Genomic DNA, 18,316 nt, shown 5'->3' with positions numbered 1-18,316 from the left:
GCACCCATACTATTGAAAATCTCACTAGGATTGATTAATTTAGAGGAACCCGAAAAATTTAATCCTAAAATCATATGGCAAATTTAAATGTAGAATTCATGGGGCTTAAGCTAAGAAACCCCATTATTGTCGGTGCATGTACACTATCAGCAACTGTTGAAGGTGCTCGAGAATTGGAACGTGCTGGCGCTGGAGCTATCGTGTACAAATCTCTCTTCGAAGAGCAAATTCAAATGGAACGAGCTCAACTCGATGATGAACTGGATGCTTACACCGAGCGAAACGCTGAAATGACGTCCCTCTTCCCCACTTTAGAACATGCCGGTCCTACGGCGCATATTTTGAAACTAATTGATGTCAAAAAAAATATTTCAATTCCAGTCATAGCCAGTTTAAATTGTATTTACGACGTTACTTGGTTCGAATATGCCAAGCTACTTGAAGATGCTGGGGTTGATGCCTTGGAATTAAACTTCTATACGATGCCGACTGATATGGAAAAAACGGCAGCTGAGATCGAAGAAGAAAAAATCAAAATAGTCAAGATCTTAAAAAAGAGGTTAAAAATTCCTTTCTGCATTAAACTGAGTCCTTACTATACAAATACCTTAAACTTTGTCAATCGTCTTGATAAAGCGGGAGCTTCATCATTCGCTCTATTTAATCGTCTTTTTCAACCCGAAGTGAATATCGATAAGGAAAAGCATATCACTCGATTCAACCTAAGTAATCGTGGTGATTTTAAATTGGGACTTCGCTATGTGGGTTTATTACATAAAAAAATCAAAAGTCAGTTGTGTGGAACAAATGGTATTTACACCTACGAAGATGTCATCCAAATGCTACTGAGTGGAGCTGATGTGGTTCAAATGGTGAGCGCGATTTACAAAAATGAGCCATCGTATATTGCAGAAGTTCTTGCCGAGCTTGAAAGTTGGATGGATGCCAAAGGGTACAAATCTATCAGCGAATTTAGAGGCAAACTGTCAGACAACGAGGTAAAGGGCTCAGATACATATCACCGAGCTCAATATCTTGATTTCTTATTAAAACCAGAAGAAATCATCAACAAATATCCTATGAGATAGAAAGACAATATTATAGAAAGAAGCTGATCTATCGATCAGCTTTTTTTTCCTCTGAGTATTAAAATTTAAGATTTCAAACACCCGCAAACGTTTGAAAAATAAAAGTCTAAATCATTTGAAAAAAGACAGTTAGATTGTCCGTTCTTTGCTTCCTTTTTTGAAAAAAGAACACTACTTTTGTGTACAATTTTCAAGAATTTCTATTGATGAAAATCTTGTGAAATTAAGATTTTGAATATTATAAGTTAATATATAATTGTTATTGAATGCTTTAATCTAAAGCAGACAATAGAATTAAAACTAAAAAGCGATAATTATGAGTACTAAGTACGTTTATACTTTTGGTGACGGTAAAGCCGAAGGTAAAGCAGACATGAAGAATTTGCTTGGAGGTAAAGGTGCAAACCTTGCTGAAATGAACCTAATTGGTGTTCCAGTTCCTGCTGGTTTCACTATCACTACTGACGTTTGTACTGATTACAACAAACTTGGAAAAGATGCTGTTGTAGCAATGATCAAAGAGCAAGTTGAAGCTGCTGTAAAAGATACAGAAGTTGCAATGAACGCTAAATTTGATGCTAAGGATGGTTCTTTCCCATTGTTATTATCTGTTCGTTCAGGAGCTCGTGCTTCTATGCCAGGTATGATGAACACGGTTCTTAACCTAGGTATGAATGATGACACAGTAAAAGTTATTGCTGATAATTCAGGAAACGAAAAATTTGCTTACGATTCATATCGTCGTTTCATCCACATGTACGGTGACGTAGTTATGGGTGTTGAGGCTGAAGAAGGAAAGCATAACCCATTCGAGGTTGTTCTTGACGAATTGAAAGAAGCTAAAGGTTACAAAGTTGATACTGAATTAACTGTTGCAGATCTTAAAGTTCTTGTTGAAGCTTACAAAGCTGTTATTGTTGAGCACGCTGGTGTAGAATTCCCTACTAATCCTTGGGATCAACTTTGGGGTTCTGTATGTGCTGTATTCGATTCATGGAATACTGAGCGTGCAATCCTTTACCGTCGTATGGAAAACATTCCAGGCGAATGGGGTACTGCTGTAAACGTTCAAGCTATGGTATATGGTAACATGGGTGAGACTTCTGCTACAGGAGTTTGTTTCTCTCGTGATGCTGCTACTGGCGAAGACCAATTTAACGGTGAGTATTTGATCAATGCACAGGGTGAAGATGTTGTGTCTGGTGTTCGTACTCCTCTTGAAATTACTACTATTGGTTCACATCGTTGGGCTGAGCGTAACGGTACTTCTGAAGAAGCTCGTAAAGCTGAATTCCTTTCAATGGAAGAAGCTATGCCTTCGCTTTACAACGAATTGAATACAATTCAGCAGAAGCTTGAAGATCACTATTCAGATATGCAAGACATGGAGTTCACCATTCAAGATGGTAAGCTTTGGATGTTACAGACTCGTTCTGGTAAGCGTACTGGTGCAGCTATGGTAAAAATGGCTGTTGATATGTTAGCTCAAGGTATGATTGATGAGAAAACTGCAATCTTACGTCAAGAGCCTAACAAATTGGATGAGTTACTTCACCCAGTATTCGAGCAATCTGCAATTGATGCTGCTACAGAGCTTTCAAAAGGTCTTCCAGCTTCTCCAGGTGCTGCTACAGGACAAATCGTATTTTCTGCTGATGCTGCTGAAGAGTGGGCTGCTGCAGGTAAAAAAGTAATTCTTGTACGTCGCGAGACTTCTCCAGAAGACTTGAAAGGTATGTACGCTGCTGAAGGTATTCTTACTGAGCGTGGTGGTATGACTTCTCACGCTGCTGTAGTTGCTCGTGGTATGGGTAAATGTTGTATTTCTTCTGCTGCTGGTGTTCTAGTAACAGGAACTTCTATGACTATCAACGGTGTTGATTACAAAGAAGGTGATTTCATCTCGTTGAACGGTACTACTGGTAAAGTTTACGAAGGTAAAGTTGCTACAATCACTCCTACTTTAGATGGTGATTTCGGTAAATTGATGGATCTTGCAGAGAACAACACACGTATGTACGTTCGTACTAACGCTGATACGCCTGCTGATGCTCAAACTGCTCGTGAATTCGGTGCTAAAGGTATTGGTCTATGTCGTACAGAGCACATGTTCTTCGAAGGCGATAAGATTTGGAAGATGCGTGAAATGATTCTTGCTGAAAACCTTGAAGGTCGTAAAGAAGCTCTTGCTAAATTACTTCCTGTTCAGAGAGAAGACTTCTCTGGAATTCTTGAGGCTATGGACGGTTTTGGTGTTACTATTCGTCTACTGGATCCACCATTGCACGAGTTTACTCCTAACGATGATGCTTCTCAAATTGAGATGGCTGAGAAATTAGGTATCGATGTATCTATCGTTAAAGCTAAAGTTGAGTCTCTTCACGAATTCAACCCAATGTTGGGACATAGAGGTTGTCGTTTAGGAAACACTTATCCTGAGATCACTGAAATGCAAGCTCGTGCTATTATCGAAGCTGCTTGTGATCTTAAAGCTAAAGGTAAAGATCCTAAGCCAGAGATTATGGTTCCATTAATCGGAACTCTTAAAGAATTTAAGATGCAGGAAGATATCATCAGAGAAATTGCTGCTGCAGTATTCGCTGAAAAAGGTATCAAAGTTGATTTCTTAGTAGGTACAATGATCGAGATTCCTCGTGCTGCATTGACTGCTGATGCAATCGCTGAATATGCTGAATTCTTCTCTTTCGGAACAAATGACTTGACTCAAATGGGATTCGGTTATTCTCGTGACGATGCTGGTAAATTCTTACCTATCTATATTGAAAAAGGTATCCTTAAGCATGATCCTTTCCAAGTATTAGATCAAGAAGGTATCGGTCAATTGGTACGTATGGGTTGTGAAAAAGGAAGATCTGCTCGTCCTGATATCAAATTAGGTATCTGTGGTGAGCACGGTGGTGAGCCATCTTCAGTTGAGTTCTGTAACTCAGTTGGTATGGATTACGTTTCTTGTTCTCCTTTCCGTGTGCCTATTGCACGTTTAGCTGCTGCTCAAGCAAACTTGAAGCAAAACTAAGAGAATTACATTCTCAATATATAGAAAGGCTGTCCTCAGGGGCAGCCTTTCGTATTTTACAGCTATTGCTCCTGTGGATATTTTATCCACAGGTTATAATTTAGAGACTTGCAGTCTCTATGAAAATCGTGTTTATACAGATAGCTTCTTTTATTTGTTTGGTGGTTCTTTAACTCAGAGGGCTTAGTCTTGATTTACGGGATTAATGCTCTCCTTTGCCTTTGCCTATTGCACCTTTATACCGATATGTGTTTTAATCAATAATCGCTTCACTTCGTTTGCAATTCATGTTAAAACATCGATCGGCATTATCAGTTTATGTTTTTCATGAGATAAGCTGCTGCTCAAGCAAACTTGAAGCAAAACTAAGAGAATCATATTCTCAATATATAGAAAGGCTGTCCTCAGGGGGCAGCCTTTCGTATTTTACAGCTATTGCTCCTGTGGATATTTTATCCACAGGTAATAATTTAGAGACTTGCAATCTCTATGAAAATCAAGTTTATACAGATAGCTTCTTTTATTTGTTTTGTGAGTTCTTCAACTCAGAAGGCATGGTCTTAATTTACGGGTTTATTGCTCTCCTTTCCGTGTGCCTATTGCACGTTTATACCGATATGTGTTTTAATAATCAATCGCTTCACTTCGCGTGCAGTTCATTTTAAAACATCAATCGGCATTATCAGTTCTTCTTTGTCAAGAGATAAGCTGCTGCTCAAGCTAAATGAACCAAAACTAAGAGAATTACATTCTCAATATATAGAAAGGCTGTCCTCAGGGGTAGCCTTTTGTGTTTTATAGGTTTTTCCGGGTCTACAATTCCTCCCAGCTTATCTGTAAAGGCATAACTTATTTAAGTATATTCAATCAGGAACTTATACACTTTCTTTAACCATAAACAAATAACATAAGCGAAACTAATGTTCTAATAAATTTAAATAGTTTAAGATAATAATGTAATTTTATAGCTGAGAGACGAAATCAATCGTCAATCTGAGAAAATAAAAACTAACTTTTAAAATATAAGATCATGGCAAAATCTCAAGACGCTAAAAAGAGCGAGAAAAAAGAACCAGCTAAAACGGCTAAAGAAAAAAAGGCAGAGAAAAGAGAGAAGAAAGCTAAGAAAGCATAATCCTTTTCTTTAAAGTGAGCTAACTCTCACGCTTGTGAAATACAATGATAATAAAAAATTAAAGGCTGCTCTATGGGCGGCCTTCTTTGATTACAATAAATTTGATAAGTTTGAAGTCGCAATATAATATGACAAACACATTTGATTATTTATAATAAGTAAAATGATAATAGATAAAATTGAAAACTTAAATATTTATGCAAATTTAAGTGAGAGACTAGCTAAAGGAATTGATTACATTAACAATTCAGATTTTTCTAAAATAGACTTGGGTACTTATCAAATTGAAGGTGATGATGTATTTGCAATGGTTCAGGAATATGACACCAGAGCGATTGATAATTGTAAACTTGAGGGACACATTAAATACATCGATATTCAATACATTATTGAAGGAGAAGAACACATTGGGCTTACGTCTAAGACTAATCAAGAACTTGAGGAGAGAAACGACGAAGGTGATTATGCATTTTATAAGGGCGATTCAACTTTGTTCAAATTTAATCCGTCAGTATTTGGCATCTTTTTCCCTGATGATCTACATATGCCATGCGTTGGACTTAATCAAATATCAAAAGTTCGAAAAGTCGTTGTGAAAGTGCGCATTTAATCTTCTATCTGTTTAATTGATACTAATACTCAACAATGAAGTGGAACTTAAAATTTAGAAAATGGCATAGAGATTTTTCATATTTCTATGCGGGCTTATTAATGGCATTTTCAATATCGGGAATCGCCTTAAACCACCGTCAATCATGGGACCCTCGAGATTATACCTATGAAACAATTGAATTAAAAATTGATTTACCAAAGGATACAGAAGCTATCACAGAAGAATTCTTCAAGACTTGGTTAAAACAGAATAATTTTGATCTGGAATTGCGAGGTCTAGCCTGGCGAAGAGGCGGATACAATTTATATTTTGATAAGGCATACGCATTTATTAATCCGTTTACAGGCGAAGGTGAAATTGAACGCTTTCATATTAGACCCGTACTTGGTCAAATGGTTGATCTTCACAAATCAAACGATAACATATGGCTATGGTATTCCGATATTTTTGCAATCAGTGTTCTTATTATTTGCCTAACAGGATTAATAATCACCAAGGGAAAATTTGGTTTCAAACAAAGAGGTTGGAAATTGGCACTGGTTGGAGTTGTAATTCCATCAATCATATGGTTTTACATATAAGTCAACTTATGAAACAAGGAAATCCAGTAAATAGACGTGGTATTTATTTACTGGATTTTCAACCATCATTTCACAGCTTCATATTCAGGTATTTCGGGAATAAATTCAAAGCTGTTTTTTTCGTAATCGATATGACAGCAATAATGATTTAAGCCATTAGTCACAACAAGGTAAGGCACTCTCAGCTTCATATTATAACGAGCAATTTGATTAAATGTGTCTTGTGATATTTTCACACTAGAAGCTTTGCACTCAACTATCATGACAGGAATAGCCTTATTATTATACAAGACAATATCACTGCGTTGTGGCATACTATTGACATCAACCTTTTTTTCAACAGCAATCAAACCTTTCGGGTAATTCTTCATTTCAACCAAATAAGAAATAAAATTTTGTCTCACCCACTCTTCAGGAGTTAATACCACATACTTCTTTCTTATACTATCAAAAATTACCTTTCTTTGTCCTTCTAATTTTATATTAAAATTATAGCTGGGTAGATTTAGCGTCTCCATATTTTCGTTATATTGAAAAGCAAAGATAAACAGATTTTATTAGCCAATCGACTATAGCCGAAAAGCAAATCACGAGCTTATGAAGACAAAAGAAGAAATAGTAAAAAACTGGCTAACCCGTTATACGGGAAGAGCATTAAAAGACTTCGATCGATATATTCTTCTAACCAACTTTAACAGCTATCTTGATATTTTTGCGGAAAAATATCAGGTTGAAATTGTTGGAGAAGACAAGGCCATGCCAAATATCTCAGCTGATGGCATCACCATGATTAATTTCGGAATGGGGAGTCCAAATGCTGCAACTATAATGGATTTGCTTAGTGCCATAAAACCCAAAGGTGTCTTATTTTTAGGCAAGTGTGGTGGTCTTAAGAAAAAAAACAAACTGGGTGACTTGATTCTCCCAATTGCAGCTATTAGAGGTGAAGGAACATCGAACGACTACCTACCGGCTGAAATACCAGCCCTACCTGCATTTGGTTTACAGAGAGCCGTATCACAAGTCATCGCTGACAAAGACATTAAATATTGGACTGGAACCGTTTTTACAACCAACAAGCGAGTTTGGGAATTTGACGAACGTTTTAAGAAATATTTAGCTAAGACCCGTGCTATGGCTATTGATATGGAAACAGCAACCATATTTACGGTTGGCTTTTTTAATGAAATTCCTTCTGGAGCAGTTCTTCTGGTATCTGATCAACCCATGATCTCCTCCGGTGTTAAAACAGATGATAGTGATGCGATAGTTACTAATAAGTACGTAAATCGTCATATTCAGGCAGGAATTGATGCGTTAAAAGAGGTGATGCACAACAAGGAATCTGTTAAACATCTAAGATTCTAAAAAAACTATTCAAAAGAATTACATGACATTCGAACAGATATATAGCAGTATTAAGAAACAAGAATACGCTCCCATTTATTTTTTAATGGGAGAAGAAAGTTTCTATATTGACAAGATCACAGATTACATATTGGCTAATGCTCTACCTGAGGCAGAGCGTGATTTTAATCAATCTGTCTTTTATGGAAAAGATGCCGATATAGCTAACATTATTGATACGGCTCGTCGATTTCCAATGATGGCAACACGACAACTTGTAGTTGTAAAAGAAGCTCAACAACTAAAGAATATTGAGCTATTGGATTCTTACATCAAGAACCCACTCAAATCGACTATTCTTGTGATTAACTACAAATACAAATCATTAGACAAAAGAAAAGCATTTACCAAAAATGTAGCTCAGTATGGTATTCTATTCGAGTCAAAAAAGATATACGAAAACCAGTTACCTGATTGGATTTCAAAATATACAAGTAGCCTAAAACTCAAAATTGACACAAAAGCTAGTATTCTTCTTTCAGAGTTCCTAGGTAATGATTTAAGTAAAATCTCAAACGAACTCGAAAAATTAAGTATTAATATACCACAGGGAAAAACTATTACGGCAGATCATATCGAGAAAAATATTGGTATCTCGAAAGACTATAACAACTTTGAATTACAAAATGCACTAGGCAAAAAAGATGTTCTAAAGGCAAATCAAATCATAAATTACTTCTCAACAAACGAAAAAAACAACCCGATTTATGTCACAATTGCTCTACTTCATTCTTATTTTTCAAAAGTTTTAAAGTTCCATTTCTTAAAAAATAAGACGAATGATAAACTTGTAGCCTCAGCACTTGGTGTCAATCCTTTCTTCGTAAAAGACTACAAATCAGCAGCAAGACTATACAACCCCAAGAAGCTTGTTTCAATCATAAACCTTCTCAGGGAATACGATTTAAAATCAAAAGGGATAGGTAATGTTAGCTCAAAGAATGGAGATCTCCTAAAAGAGTTAATATTCAAAACTCTTCATTAGCAATTTCTAAACAAATCTATTATCTTTAAAATTATATTTCGTTTACTCAAAAGAGTCATTTTATGGCGAATGTAACATATTATTGTTTTTTTTAGTGTATAATAATCATTCGTCCATCATCTAAGAATTTGTATTTAACTATGAAATCAATTTTTACTCTATCTTTTTTCTTCATTTTATTATTTGGCCCAAACATAAGCTTTGGCCAAGATGGAGCACCCCCTGTAGCTAAAAATGATTCTGTTTCAATCAACAACAAAACATTGGTTGATGAAGTTAATTATATCGAAATTGTATTTTTAGAAAACGACATCTATTCATCATCAACATTAGACTTCGATCAAACAAAAATTCTTCGTCAAAACGACCAGGCTGGAAAAGCCTATCTTATTGAAAATAACTCATTAATGGTTTTTTATCCATATGAAGATAGTTTTGGTGTCGACACTATATTCTACGAGATATGCAATAATAGAAGTCAGTGTAGTCAAGCCTATATTTTAGTTGATGTTAAAAATCCAAATAAAGTTGATTTACGAATTCCTAACGCATTCTCTCCTAATGGTGATAATATTAATGACAAGTTCTATATTAAAGGGATAGAGAATTATCCTGTTAATGAGTTCATTGTATTCTCAAGATGGGGATCGAAAGTCTTCGATAAGAGCAACTATACAAATGATGATGCCTGGGACGGAAGTTATAGTAAAACAGGTGTTAAGTTAGGACCCGGTGATAAACTTCCTCCTGGAACATACTTCTTCAAACTTATCATTAAGGATAAAAAGTACCTTAAAAGTGGCTATATCGTCATAAAGAAATAGGTCTATATTTTTCAAAACGCCTTCAGAACCTTAAATTCAGATAGCTAAAAGACCTCTATGGTTTTCAACTAACAATCTAATCAAGATTATAAGTGAATGAATAAGCAGCGACATATCATCAGTATTTATATTTTAACGACGACGATATGTCTTTTTTCTTTTTGCACGAAAATCTCAGCTCAAGAAAACATACTATTTTCAAACTATAAGCAAAATAAGCTATATATAAATCCTGCATATTCAGGTAGTAATCCATATTTGGAAATAGCTATGGGCTATCATCAACAATGGACTGGAATAGATGGAGCCCCAAAATCGACTATTCTATCAGCTCATGCGCCTATTAATAATAGTCAGGTTGGTTTAGGAGCCATGCTATACAGCAATAAAATTGGGATATTAAATGAAACTGGATTCTTTGCCAACTATGCCTACAAAATTAGTATGTCAAAAAACCGAGTGTTCTCGTTTGGATTTCAGGCAGGACTCGTTAATAAAGAAGTACGCTGGTCAGAAATAACAACCTACGATCCTAATTTTAATGGAGACGACCCGAGTATCCCAAATATGAATATAAGTAGTATAACTCCCAATTTCGGTATAGGAGCCTATTACAGCACTTCTAAATTCCATCTTGGCTTCTCTGCTCCTCGCCTACTACAAAACGTTTATCCACACGAAAAAGGTTTTGGAAAATCTATGAATTTCGAATTTAAAGACATTTATTTTTATTTAAACTCGGGCATTCTTATCGATATTAATTCTGAAATTCAAGCTGCCCCCTCTCTACTCCTTTTTTCGTCTTTAAACTCAACAGCCAACTATAGTTTCAATCTTAACTTTAACCACACCAATGGTATTTCTGCCGGAGGAACCTTTCGCTCTGAGAAGTATTGGGCAATTAATATGGGATATGAGTTCGACTCGAAACTAGGCATATCTTATTCCTATGAAAATAGTCTTGACAAACTAAAACGTGGTGATCATACAAGTCATGAAATTTTCATAAATTATAAGATTTCTTTGAAGAAAAGTAGCTATACATCACCTAGATTTTTCTAAAGTTGTGTATTTTGCATTCTATTCAGTTTCAAAACTGGTATCATTCAGGTGATTGTAATTTAAACCGTCAACTATAATTGACAAGATATTTAGACTATGTATAAAAAATTGCTAACAACAATTTTTGTTGCCCTTATATTATTCATAACTCAAACAGTTGTTTACGCACAGAACAAAGATCTTGAAAAAGGCCAACGATTCTTTGCTAAGAAAGAGTATAAACTTGCCATTCCCTTCCTTAAGGAATATTGTTTAAGTCATAAAGATAAGCTCGTTAAAAGAAATTTATTCATTTGCTATTTAGAGACACAGCAAGACAATGAGGCTCTAAAACTTGTGCAAAAAATGACTAATAACACTGATGCAGAAGCAATTGACGTCCTTAATTATGCCAATTTATTAAAAAAGCTACACAAGTACCAAGAAGCAAAAGAATGGTTTATCAAATACAGTAAACTTAACCCATCAGATAAAGTTGCAAAACATCACATTCAAGCTTTTAACATTATTAAGGAAATCACTAATGACACGTTATATATTGCAAAGTCTTTAAATATTAATACAGCTCAAACGGATTACGCAACATCTTTTTATAAAGATGGTCTAATTTTAGTTTCTGGTCGATCTAATAAATATTCGAAACAAATCAGCAGGGAGTCTAAAGATCATTATTTCAATCTTTATTTTTCTAAGAAAACTGGGACAAACTACTCTATTCCTAAGATATTATCCAAGGAACTTAGCTCAAAGTATCACGAAGGATCTACCTCCTTTTCTTCAAATGAAAAATTCATCTATTTTTCCAGAAACAAAGGAGTTGTTAACTTAAACGGTCAAGCGCAATTACATATCTATATGTCACGTTTTAATAATGGAAAATGGGACAAGCCAGAACTGTTTCTACATGCTAATGATGATTATTCGACAGGCCATCCTTCTATATCAAAAGATGGTAAACTGTTATTCTTCATTTCAAATATGCCTGGAGGATATGGTGGCACAGATATCTATTATTGTAGAAAAAAAGGCTTCTCATGGGGGCCTCCAATTAATTTAGGTCCTAGTATTAATACCTCGAGTAACGAAATGTTTCCTTACATCAGCGAAGATCAAAACCTATACTTTGCATCGAGTGGACACATTGGCTTTGGAGGTTTAGATATATTCAAATCTAATTTTGAACAGAACCATTGGAACTACCCTGTTAACATTGGCTATCCTTTTAATTCAGAAAAGGATGATTTCGCCTATATTTTTGATTACAAGAAAAAAACGGGCTATTTTTCATCAAATAGAAACAGTAGCGATGATATTTTTGAGTTCAAAGCTAATCCAGAAAAACTAAAAGTCTTGAGCGGGAAAATATCCAAGCTTAGACCTAATGATCCTATAGACAGTGTTTCTGTATTTCTTGTCGACAAAAATATTATTTTAGATAAAACATACACTGCTCCTTCTGGGAACTTTAGTTTCAATATTTTCATGAATAAGAAATACAGCTTGATTATTCAAAAAAATGGATTCAAAACAAAACGTGTTCTTTATTTTCCTCAAAATCAAGTTAAGAACAGAAATATTAAAATCAGGTTAGAAGAATCTCCTTGGGCAAATATAAAAGCCTTTGTCAAAAATCAATTTTCTTCGAAACCTATTGTAAATGCTAAAGTTGAAATCGTTAATAAAACATACAAACTTTCTACCTATTACAATACAGACTCAAATGGAAATTTCTCTTTAGATATAGATACAGGAAACTACTATGACTTAATTGTTTCAAAACCGGGATATTTCACAACAGTTCTTACAAACTATATGCACGATGATATTCAATCTATCGACTTAATTAGAACTAAAGGAAACCAAACTATAGAATTACAAACATCTACGTTCCCAAATCAGGGTTGGTTATTAAGCGAAATAACAAAAGGGGAATTGAACAATGTAATAGAGATCTTAAATCATAATCCTGATGTACTTATAGAAGTTAGAGCTAGTACTAAAATTGATAATGGTGGAAAAAAGAATAGGGCATTGTGTTTAAAAAGAGCAACTGAAGCTATGAATTATCTTATTTCTCAAGGAATTACAGCTAACCGAATCAAAATTAAGACTGTTGGCTATAATACAAGAAGTGCTTCAATTGTTGTCAAACTAGTTGAATCATTCTAGATCATTATTTTTTTTTATCCTAGCTATAGTTTATGTAGCTATCACAATTACACAGTAAACCATGACCATATTAATCATAGCTATTACGGTAATTATTTCAATTACTGCCTTTAATAAAACCGAATTACTTTATCAATACCAGTTCAATGCCTATCAAATAGTAAAACGCCAACAATGGTATCGAATTCTTACTCATGCATTTCTTCATGCCAATTGGAATCACCTCTTTGTTAATATGATTGTTCTATTCTTCTTTGGAGGAGCTCTTGAAAATTACTTCAACCACTATTTGGGATCTAGTACTTTCTATTTTATAGCACTCTATATTAGCAGTATTATTTTCTCAAGTCTTTACGATTTAAAAAAGTATTCAAATGATTACAACTACAATGCATTAGGTGCTTCTGGAGCTACATCTGCTATTGTGTTTGCAAGCATCTTTTTCGATCCATGGCAGATGTTATATTTCTTCTTTGTCATTCCTATTCCAGGAATTGTATTTGGTGTTCTATATCTTGCTTACTCATACTACATGAATAAAAAACAGGTTGATAATATCGGGCATAGTAGCCACTTTTATGGTGCACTATTCGGATTTCTATTTCCTATCCTTGTAAAACCTGAATTATTCTCTCTATTTTTGCAGAAGTTATTTTAAACTTTCAATATGCAAAAAGCTATTTTTCTTGATCGCGATGGTGTTATCAATTCGGATATTGGACATTATTATATTTTCCGAGTAGAGGATTTCCTCATTAATCAAGGAATTATCAAATCACTTAAAAGATTTCAAGAAGCAGGTTACAAACTTTTTATTGTAAGTAACCAAGGTGGTGTAGCTAAGGGTATCTATTCATGTGAAGATGTAGATAAGGTTCATGAATATCTCGAATCTCAGCTGAAAGCAAATGGAATCTACTTGCAAGAAATTTATTATTGCCCACATCATGATAGTGTAGCCAGTTGTGAATGTAGAAAACCGAGTCCTTACATGATCAATCAGGCAATTGAGAAATACAATATCGATATTAATACTTCCTATCTAATTGGAGATAGTAAACGTGATATTGAGGCTGCAGAAGCTGCCGGTGTAAAAGGCATAAAAATTGATGCAAATGAAGATATTTCTATCTATTGCGATAAAATTCTAAAAGGAGAAATCTAGCTATGAACTCACATCAACTTTCTTACAACGGTGAATTTTATTCAGATGATACTGCTCTATTCACTGCTGACAATAGGGCTTTTCGGTATGGGGACTCTCTATTTGAAACCATACACTGTAATGGAACACAAATTCAATTTTTAGACGAGCATATTGAACGCCTTAAGCTTGGTATGAATCAATTGCGCATGGATATTCCTGATCATTTTTCTGAAACGATTGAGAAGAATATTAAAAGTTTAATTACAAAGAATAAATCATTTTTGGGCACTCGAATTCGCTTGAGTGTTTTTCGTAATCCAGGGGGACTTTACACCCCTAACACCAATCGAATTTCCTATTTAATCGAAAGTTCAAAACTAGAAGAATCTAAGTACTTCTTGAATAAGAAAGGACTTCAAATTGGACTTTTCGATACATATAAGAAAACATCGAATTCCTTATCCGGATTTAAAACTGGCAATTCTCTTCCTTTTATTTTAGCAGGATTACACAAAAGTGAGATGAAGTGGGATGATTGTCTATTGATAAACGAGAGACAAAATTTAGTAGAAAGCGTTAGTTCAAATTTGTTTATAGTGAAGGATGGCATTTTATTTACGCCATCACTTGAAAGTGGTGCTGTATATGGCATCATGAGAGAGCAAATTATTCAAATTGCTCTTGATTTAGGCATCACCGTTTACGACGACTGCATAATGAAACCCGAACAATTAATGGAGGCTGATGAAATATTCCTAACCAATGCAATTGTTGGGATACGTTGGGTGGTTGCCTATGGTGAAAGACGTTACTTTAATAGGAGTGCTAAGGTTTTAATAGAAGAATTAAATAAAAGAGCTTTTCAATAATTACTGAGTATCTCAATTAATTCATATTTTGATCTTTAGGGAAATTAGCCCAAAGTTTGTAGTTACCTCCCAATTGGTTTAAAGCTTTTTGCCAAATATCTGAATTATCTAATCTCATTAGTTCTTTCGTATCGAGAGAGCATACTAACCATGAATTTTCCTTTATTTCTTCTTCAAGTTGACCAGCACTCCAGCCCGAATAGCCTGCAAAAAAACGTATTTGATTAAGTTCAATTTTTTTCAAACTCAACAATTCTTTAAGTATCTCAAAATCACCACCCCAGTATAATTTATCGAAAACCTGAAAAGAATTCGGTATAAGATCAGGGACAGTATGCAAATAATAAATTTGATTATTCTGTACTGGACCACCAACAAAAACTTCGCTCTCAAAGGCAGCTAAATTCTTTATAAGTTCATTAATATTCAAATGAATGGGTTTATTCAAAACAAAGCCCACCGCGCCTTCCTCCGAAAACTCTGTCAACAAAATAACAGATCGTTTAAAGTAACGACCTTCTAAAAAAGGTTCAGCTATTAGCACCCTTCCCTTTTCAGGTTTTATATCATTCGATTCAAATCGAAATATGTCATGTAATTCATCCACACCTATAAATTTTTATTAACTCAAAGTAATCAAATTTGCTAAGGTTTCAAAAAATATAAAGACTTGGATAGAAAATTAAATATATACTTGACCAGATTGAGAGAAATAAATATGAAGGTTATTTTTTCGAAATTATAGATACTTAAATCATAAGGAGATATGAAAGATAGCAATCTAGACAAATATGTTTCTAGTCATAAAAAAAGAACCATTAGTCACACAAAAATACAAGATCAATAAATCCACACACACATAAACACAACAACACAAAAGAGCTCTTCATCAACTAATTAAAGACCACAACTAAATCACTAAGCATTGAATAATCAACTATGGTTTTACTGTTTATATATGATTAATCAAAAAGTGCAATGATCTCAGAACAAATAACATAAAACACTACATATGTTACTTAGCATCTAGTATCTTCGTTCCGTTTTGAGAATAGAAAAAACACCAACAACTATCTAATAATCAAATACAAATATATCAAACTCTAAAAATAACCTTAACCGATTTACCTATGAAACAACTTTTACACAGAACACTTTACCCCAAACTGAATAAGTTTAAACACAAATTATTGCTCTGCTTGAGTTTGATTGTGTTTATTAATATCTTTTCACCTAATAGCGGATTTGCAGAAGGGACAAAGGAGCTGAGTCCTACTAGTGGGGATCGGACATTTTTACGAACAGGTCTTGTAGGATTTGGTGAATTCGCTAAATTTGGAGCATTACCTGAATCATCCCTGTATTTTCATATTGATGATGCTGCTAATGAAAAATTATATTTAGCATGTAAAGCCGATAATAACTCAACTGTTTATGCAATCATACGTAACATTAATGGTGATATAGTTTGGCCTAGTGCTGGTGTTTTAAGCGGTCAGGATATTTCCACATTGCAAATTAATGCAGGATCTTGGCAGTGGACAGATTTAACTTATGACGCTGCTGTGGCTGGCCCGAGTGTTGTGGTGGGTAATACAGGGTATAGAAACAGTTCCGTTTTTGATCCTAATACTTTAGGATTACCTAAAGGTGATTATTCTATTGAGTTTAGTGCAATCCAGACATCTGCATCTGGTACATATAATATAGAATTTTTTGATTTTACCGTCGTGAAAAGCGGGTCTGCTATAAAAGGTCGTTTGTTTTCAAAAAACTGGTGTTTCCGAACTCCAAATATAAGTACAAATTACGATAGAAACTTTAATGGCAAACTTTATAGCTTTTGTCCTGAAATTGAGTCAGATGGTGTTAGTCGTGGTTATGTAACCGAGGTTGATTTTAATGGTTCTGGATTTAGGGGGCTTTCATTTAATACTGCTTTTAATGCATGGGGCACTGATAGTAGTAATGATTTTAAGATTAATAGACAGTCGTTTAATAATGACAATAAGCTAGCACCTGATTACAATATTTTTCTAAACAATCCAGATCCAAATATTTATTTGTCCGCCACAGAGTTTGGTAGTTTTATTACTGATGGAGATGAATATCCAAAATTTTTTGGTTGTCCACCCACTGTTCCTGGTGATGATGCCAATTACTTTTTTAGAGTAAAGGTTGATAAAAAAGGTCGTGTTGAGATTCTTTTAGACCTCAATGGTAATGATGATGTTTATACCGATGGTACAGAAGATGTGATGCTTTATGGGTTGATTAATCCATACGAAGGTGAATCTACTCCTTATACGAGAGATATTTATTGGAATGGTAAAAATGGTTTAGGTACTACGGTTAATTTATCTACAGGAACAACTGTTAAAACTGTATTCGAATACTGTATGGGAACTTTCCATTTTCCAATGTATGATGTAGAGTACCTCTTAAATGGTATAAAGCCAAGTACATTTAGACCTGTTCTTCCTAATCCTTTATATGAGGTTAAATTGTACTGGGATGATTCAAATATTCCTGATAATTCTGGTGTAAGTCAACCGAAAGTTGTTTTTACAGGAGAGGCAACTCCTTCACATAAGTGGAATCAGGTAGCCTATGGTAATAGTAATTCTATTAATACTTACTGGAACAGCTACAGCACAGGTGGCTCATTTACAAAAGAATTTGTAAATCCAACAGCAGGATGTGGTGTTTATACTCCTACTGAAATTAGTGGTATTGTTTTTACCGATTCAGATTCTGATGGTGTAAAAGATACTGGTGAAACGGGTAAGAGTGGTGTTGCAGTTCGTCTTTTCAAAGATACAAACACTAATGGTACTTTCGAATCAGGTACAGATGAAGAGTTAACTCCTGCTATCACAAACACTAATGGAGAATATAAATTTTTACCTGAGATTGGTTTTGTATATTTCACTAAAATAGAAGCTCCTGTTTCTTTTGAAGTTACAACTTCGCCTAATCTTAAAAAATATGAGCATTACCTTGATGGTGCTATGTACCAAGATCAGGATTTTGGTGTTGCTCTGATTAACCAAGCTCCACTTCTTCCTACAAATACTTTAACAATTAAAGAGGGCGAAACTGTTGCAATTACAAACGCATTCTTAAATTCAACAGATGTTGATAATACAGATACTGAATTGACATATACAATTACTTCTATTGTAAATGGTGTATTTAAAAAGTCGGGTACTATTGTTACAACTTTTACGAAGAAAGATGTTGAAGATGGATTAATTTCATTTGTTCATGACGGTGGAGAAGCTGCTCCATCCTACCATGTTAAAGTTACTGATACAGGCAATAAATTCTCTGAAGGTGATGTGCATGTTACATTTACTAATGTTAACGATGCGCCTGTTTATACTTCAAATGCTAGTC

General features: G+C 34.5%; 15 protein-coding genes. 13 read left to right on the top strand and 2 right to left on the bottom strand.

The window, feature by feature from the left end:
- Window positions 1-74 precede the first annotated feature (74 nt).
- The 4 genes from ACXR6G_RS18960 (at window position 75) to ACXR6G_RS18945 (ending at window position 6,454) form a co-directional block, all read left to right on the top strand.
- On the top strand, window positions 75-1,088 hold the full coding sequence (locus tag ACXR6G_RS18960) for a dihydroorotate dehydrogenase-like protein (protein WP_458363028.1): 1,014 nt from the start codon (window positions 75-77) through the stop codon (window positions 1,086-1,088).
- 316 nt (window positions 1,089-1,404) lie between these two features.
- Entirely contained in the window at window positions 1,405-4,125 is a 2,721-nt protein-coding gene (ppdK, locus tag ACXR6G_RS18955; RefSeq protein WP_458363027.1) for a pyruvate, phosphate dikinase, read from the top strand.
- A gap of 1,298 nt (window positions 4,126-5,423) precedes the next feature.
- Complete coding sequence (locus ACXR6G_RS18950; RefSeq protein ID WP_458363026.1) at window positions 5,424-5,870, top strand: YhcH/YjgK/YiaL family protein; 447 nt, start codon at window positions 5,424-5,426, stop codon at window positions 5,868-5,870.
- Window positions 5,871-5,905: 35 nt separating this feature from the next.
- Complete coding sequence (locus tag ACXR6G_RS18945) at window positions 5,906-6,454, top strand: PepSY-associated TM helix domain-containing protein (protein WP_458363025.1); 549 nt, start codon at window positions 5,906-5,908, stop codon at window positions 6,452-6,454.
- Between the two features lie 65 nt (window positions 6,455-6,519).
- On the opposite strand, the gene ACXR6G_RS18940 is transcribed toward ACXR6G_RS18945, so the two are convergent.
- Window positions 6,520-6,972: a type I restriction enzyme HsdR N-terminal domain-containing protein gene (locus tag ACXR6G_RS18940; protein WP_458363024.1), complete on the bottom strand. Its 453-nt coding sequence runs from the start codon at window positions 6,970-6,972 to the stop codon at window positions 6,520-6,522.
- 79 nt (window positions 6,973-7,051) lie between these two features.
- Between ACXR6G_RS18940 and ACXR6G_RS18935 the strand changes: the two genes are divergently transcribed.
- From ACXR6G_RS18935 to ACXR6G_RS18900, 8 genes are all read left to right on the top strand, one after another.
- Window positions 7,052-7,822, top strand: a complete 771-nt coding sequence (locus ACXR6G_RS18935) for an AMP nucleosidase (protein ID WP_458363023.1) — start codon at window positions 7,052-7,054, stop codon at window positions 7,820-7,822.
- Between the two features lie 22 nt (window positions 7,823-7,844).
- Entirely contained in the window at window positions 7,845-8,846 is a 1,002-nt protein-coding gene (holA, locus tag ACXR6G_RS18930) for a DNA polymerase III subunit delta (RefSeq protein ID WP_458363022.1), read from the top strand.
- Window positions 8,847-8,986: 140 nt separating this feature from the next.
- Window positions 8,987-9,670, top strand: a complete 684-nt coding sequence (locus tag ACXR6G_RS18925) for a gliding motility-associated C-terminal domain-containing protein (RefSeq protein WP_458363021.1) — start codon at window positions 8,987-8,989, stop codon at window positions 9,668-9,670.
- Window positions 9,671-9,766: 96 nt separating this feature from the next.
- Window positions 9,767-10,732, top strand: a complete 966-nt coding sequence (locus tag ACXR6G_RS18920) for a PorP/SprF family type IX secretion system membrane protein (protein WP_458363020.1) — start codon at window positions 9,767-9,769, stop codon at window positions 10,730-10,732.
- A gap of 96 nt (window positions 10,733-10,828) precedes the next feature.
- The gene (locus ACXR6G_RS18915) at window positions 10,829-12,901 is read left to right on the top strand and encodes a carboxypeptidase regulatory-like domain-containing protein (protein ID WP_458363019.1); all 2,073 of its coding nucleotides are present in this window, start codon (window positions 10,829-10,831) and stop codon (window positions 12,899-12,901) included.
- 61 nt (window positions 12,902-12,962) lie between these two features.
- The gene (locus ACXR6G_RS18910; protein WP_458363018.1) at window positions 12,963-13,559 is read left to right on the top strand and encodes a rhomboid family intramembrane serine protease; all 597 of its coding nucleotides are present in this window, start codon (window positions 12,963-12,965) and stop codon (window positions 13,557-13,559) included.
- A gap of 9 nt (window positions 13,560-13,568) precedes the next feature.
- Entirely contained in the window at window positions 13,569-14,066 is a 498-nt protein-coding gene (locus ACXR6G_RS18905; RefSeq protein WP_458363017.1) for a D-glycero-alpha-D-manno-heptose-1,7-bisphosphate 7-phosphatase, read from the top strand.
- Between the two features lie 2 nt (window positions 14,067-14,068).
- A complete protein-coding gene (locus ACXR6G_RS18900) occupies window positions 14,069-14,917 on the top strand; it encodes an aminotransferase class IV (protein ID WP_458363016.1) in 849 nt (282 codons plus the stop codon).
- A 16-nt stretch (window positions 14,918-14,933) separates the two neighbouring features.
- Here ACXR6G_RS18900 and ACXR6G_RS18895 read toward each other — a convergent pair whose 3' ends face one another.
- Window positions 14,934-15,524, bottom strand: a complete 591-nt coding sequence (locus tag ACXR6G_RS18895) for a YqgE/AlgH family protein (protein WP_458363015.1) — start codon at window positions 15,522-15,524, stop codon at window positions 14,934-14,936.
- Between the two features lie 523 nt (window positions 15,525-16,047).
- On the opposite strand from ACXR6G_RS18895, the gene ACXR6G_RS18890 reads away from it, so the two are divergent.
- The coding region (locus ACXR6G_RS18890; RefSeq protein WP_458363014.1) for a cadherin-like domain-containing protein at window positions 16,048-18,316 on the top strand (2,269 nt) is incomplete at its 3' end.

The organism is Ancylomarina sp. YFZ004 (genome assembly GCF_054254355.1).
The sequence above is the reverse complement of the archived record's forward strand: the minus strand, read 5'-3'. Positions and strand labels throughout refer to the sequence as shown.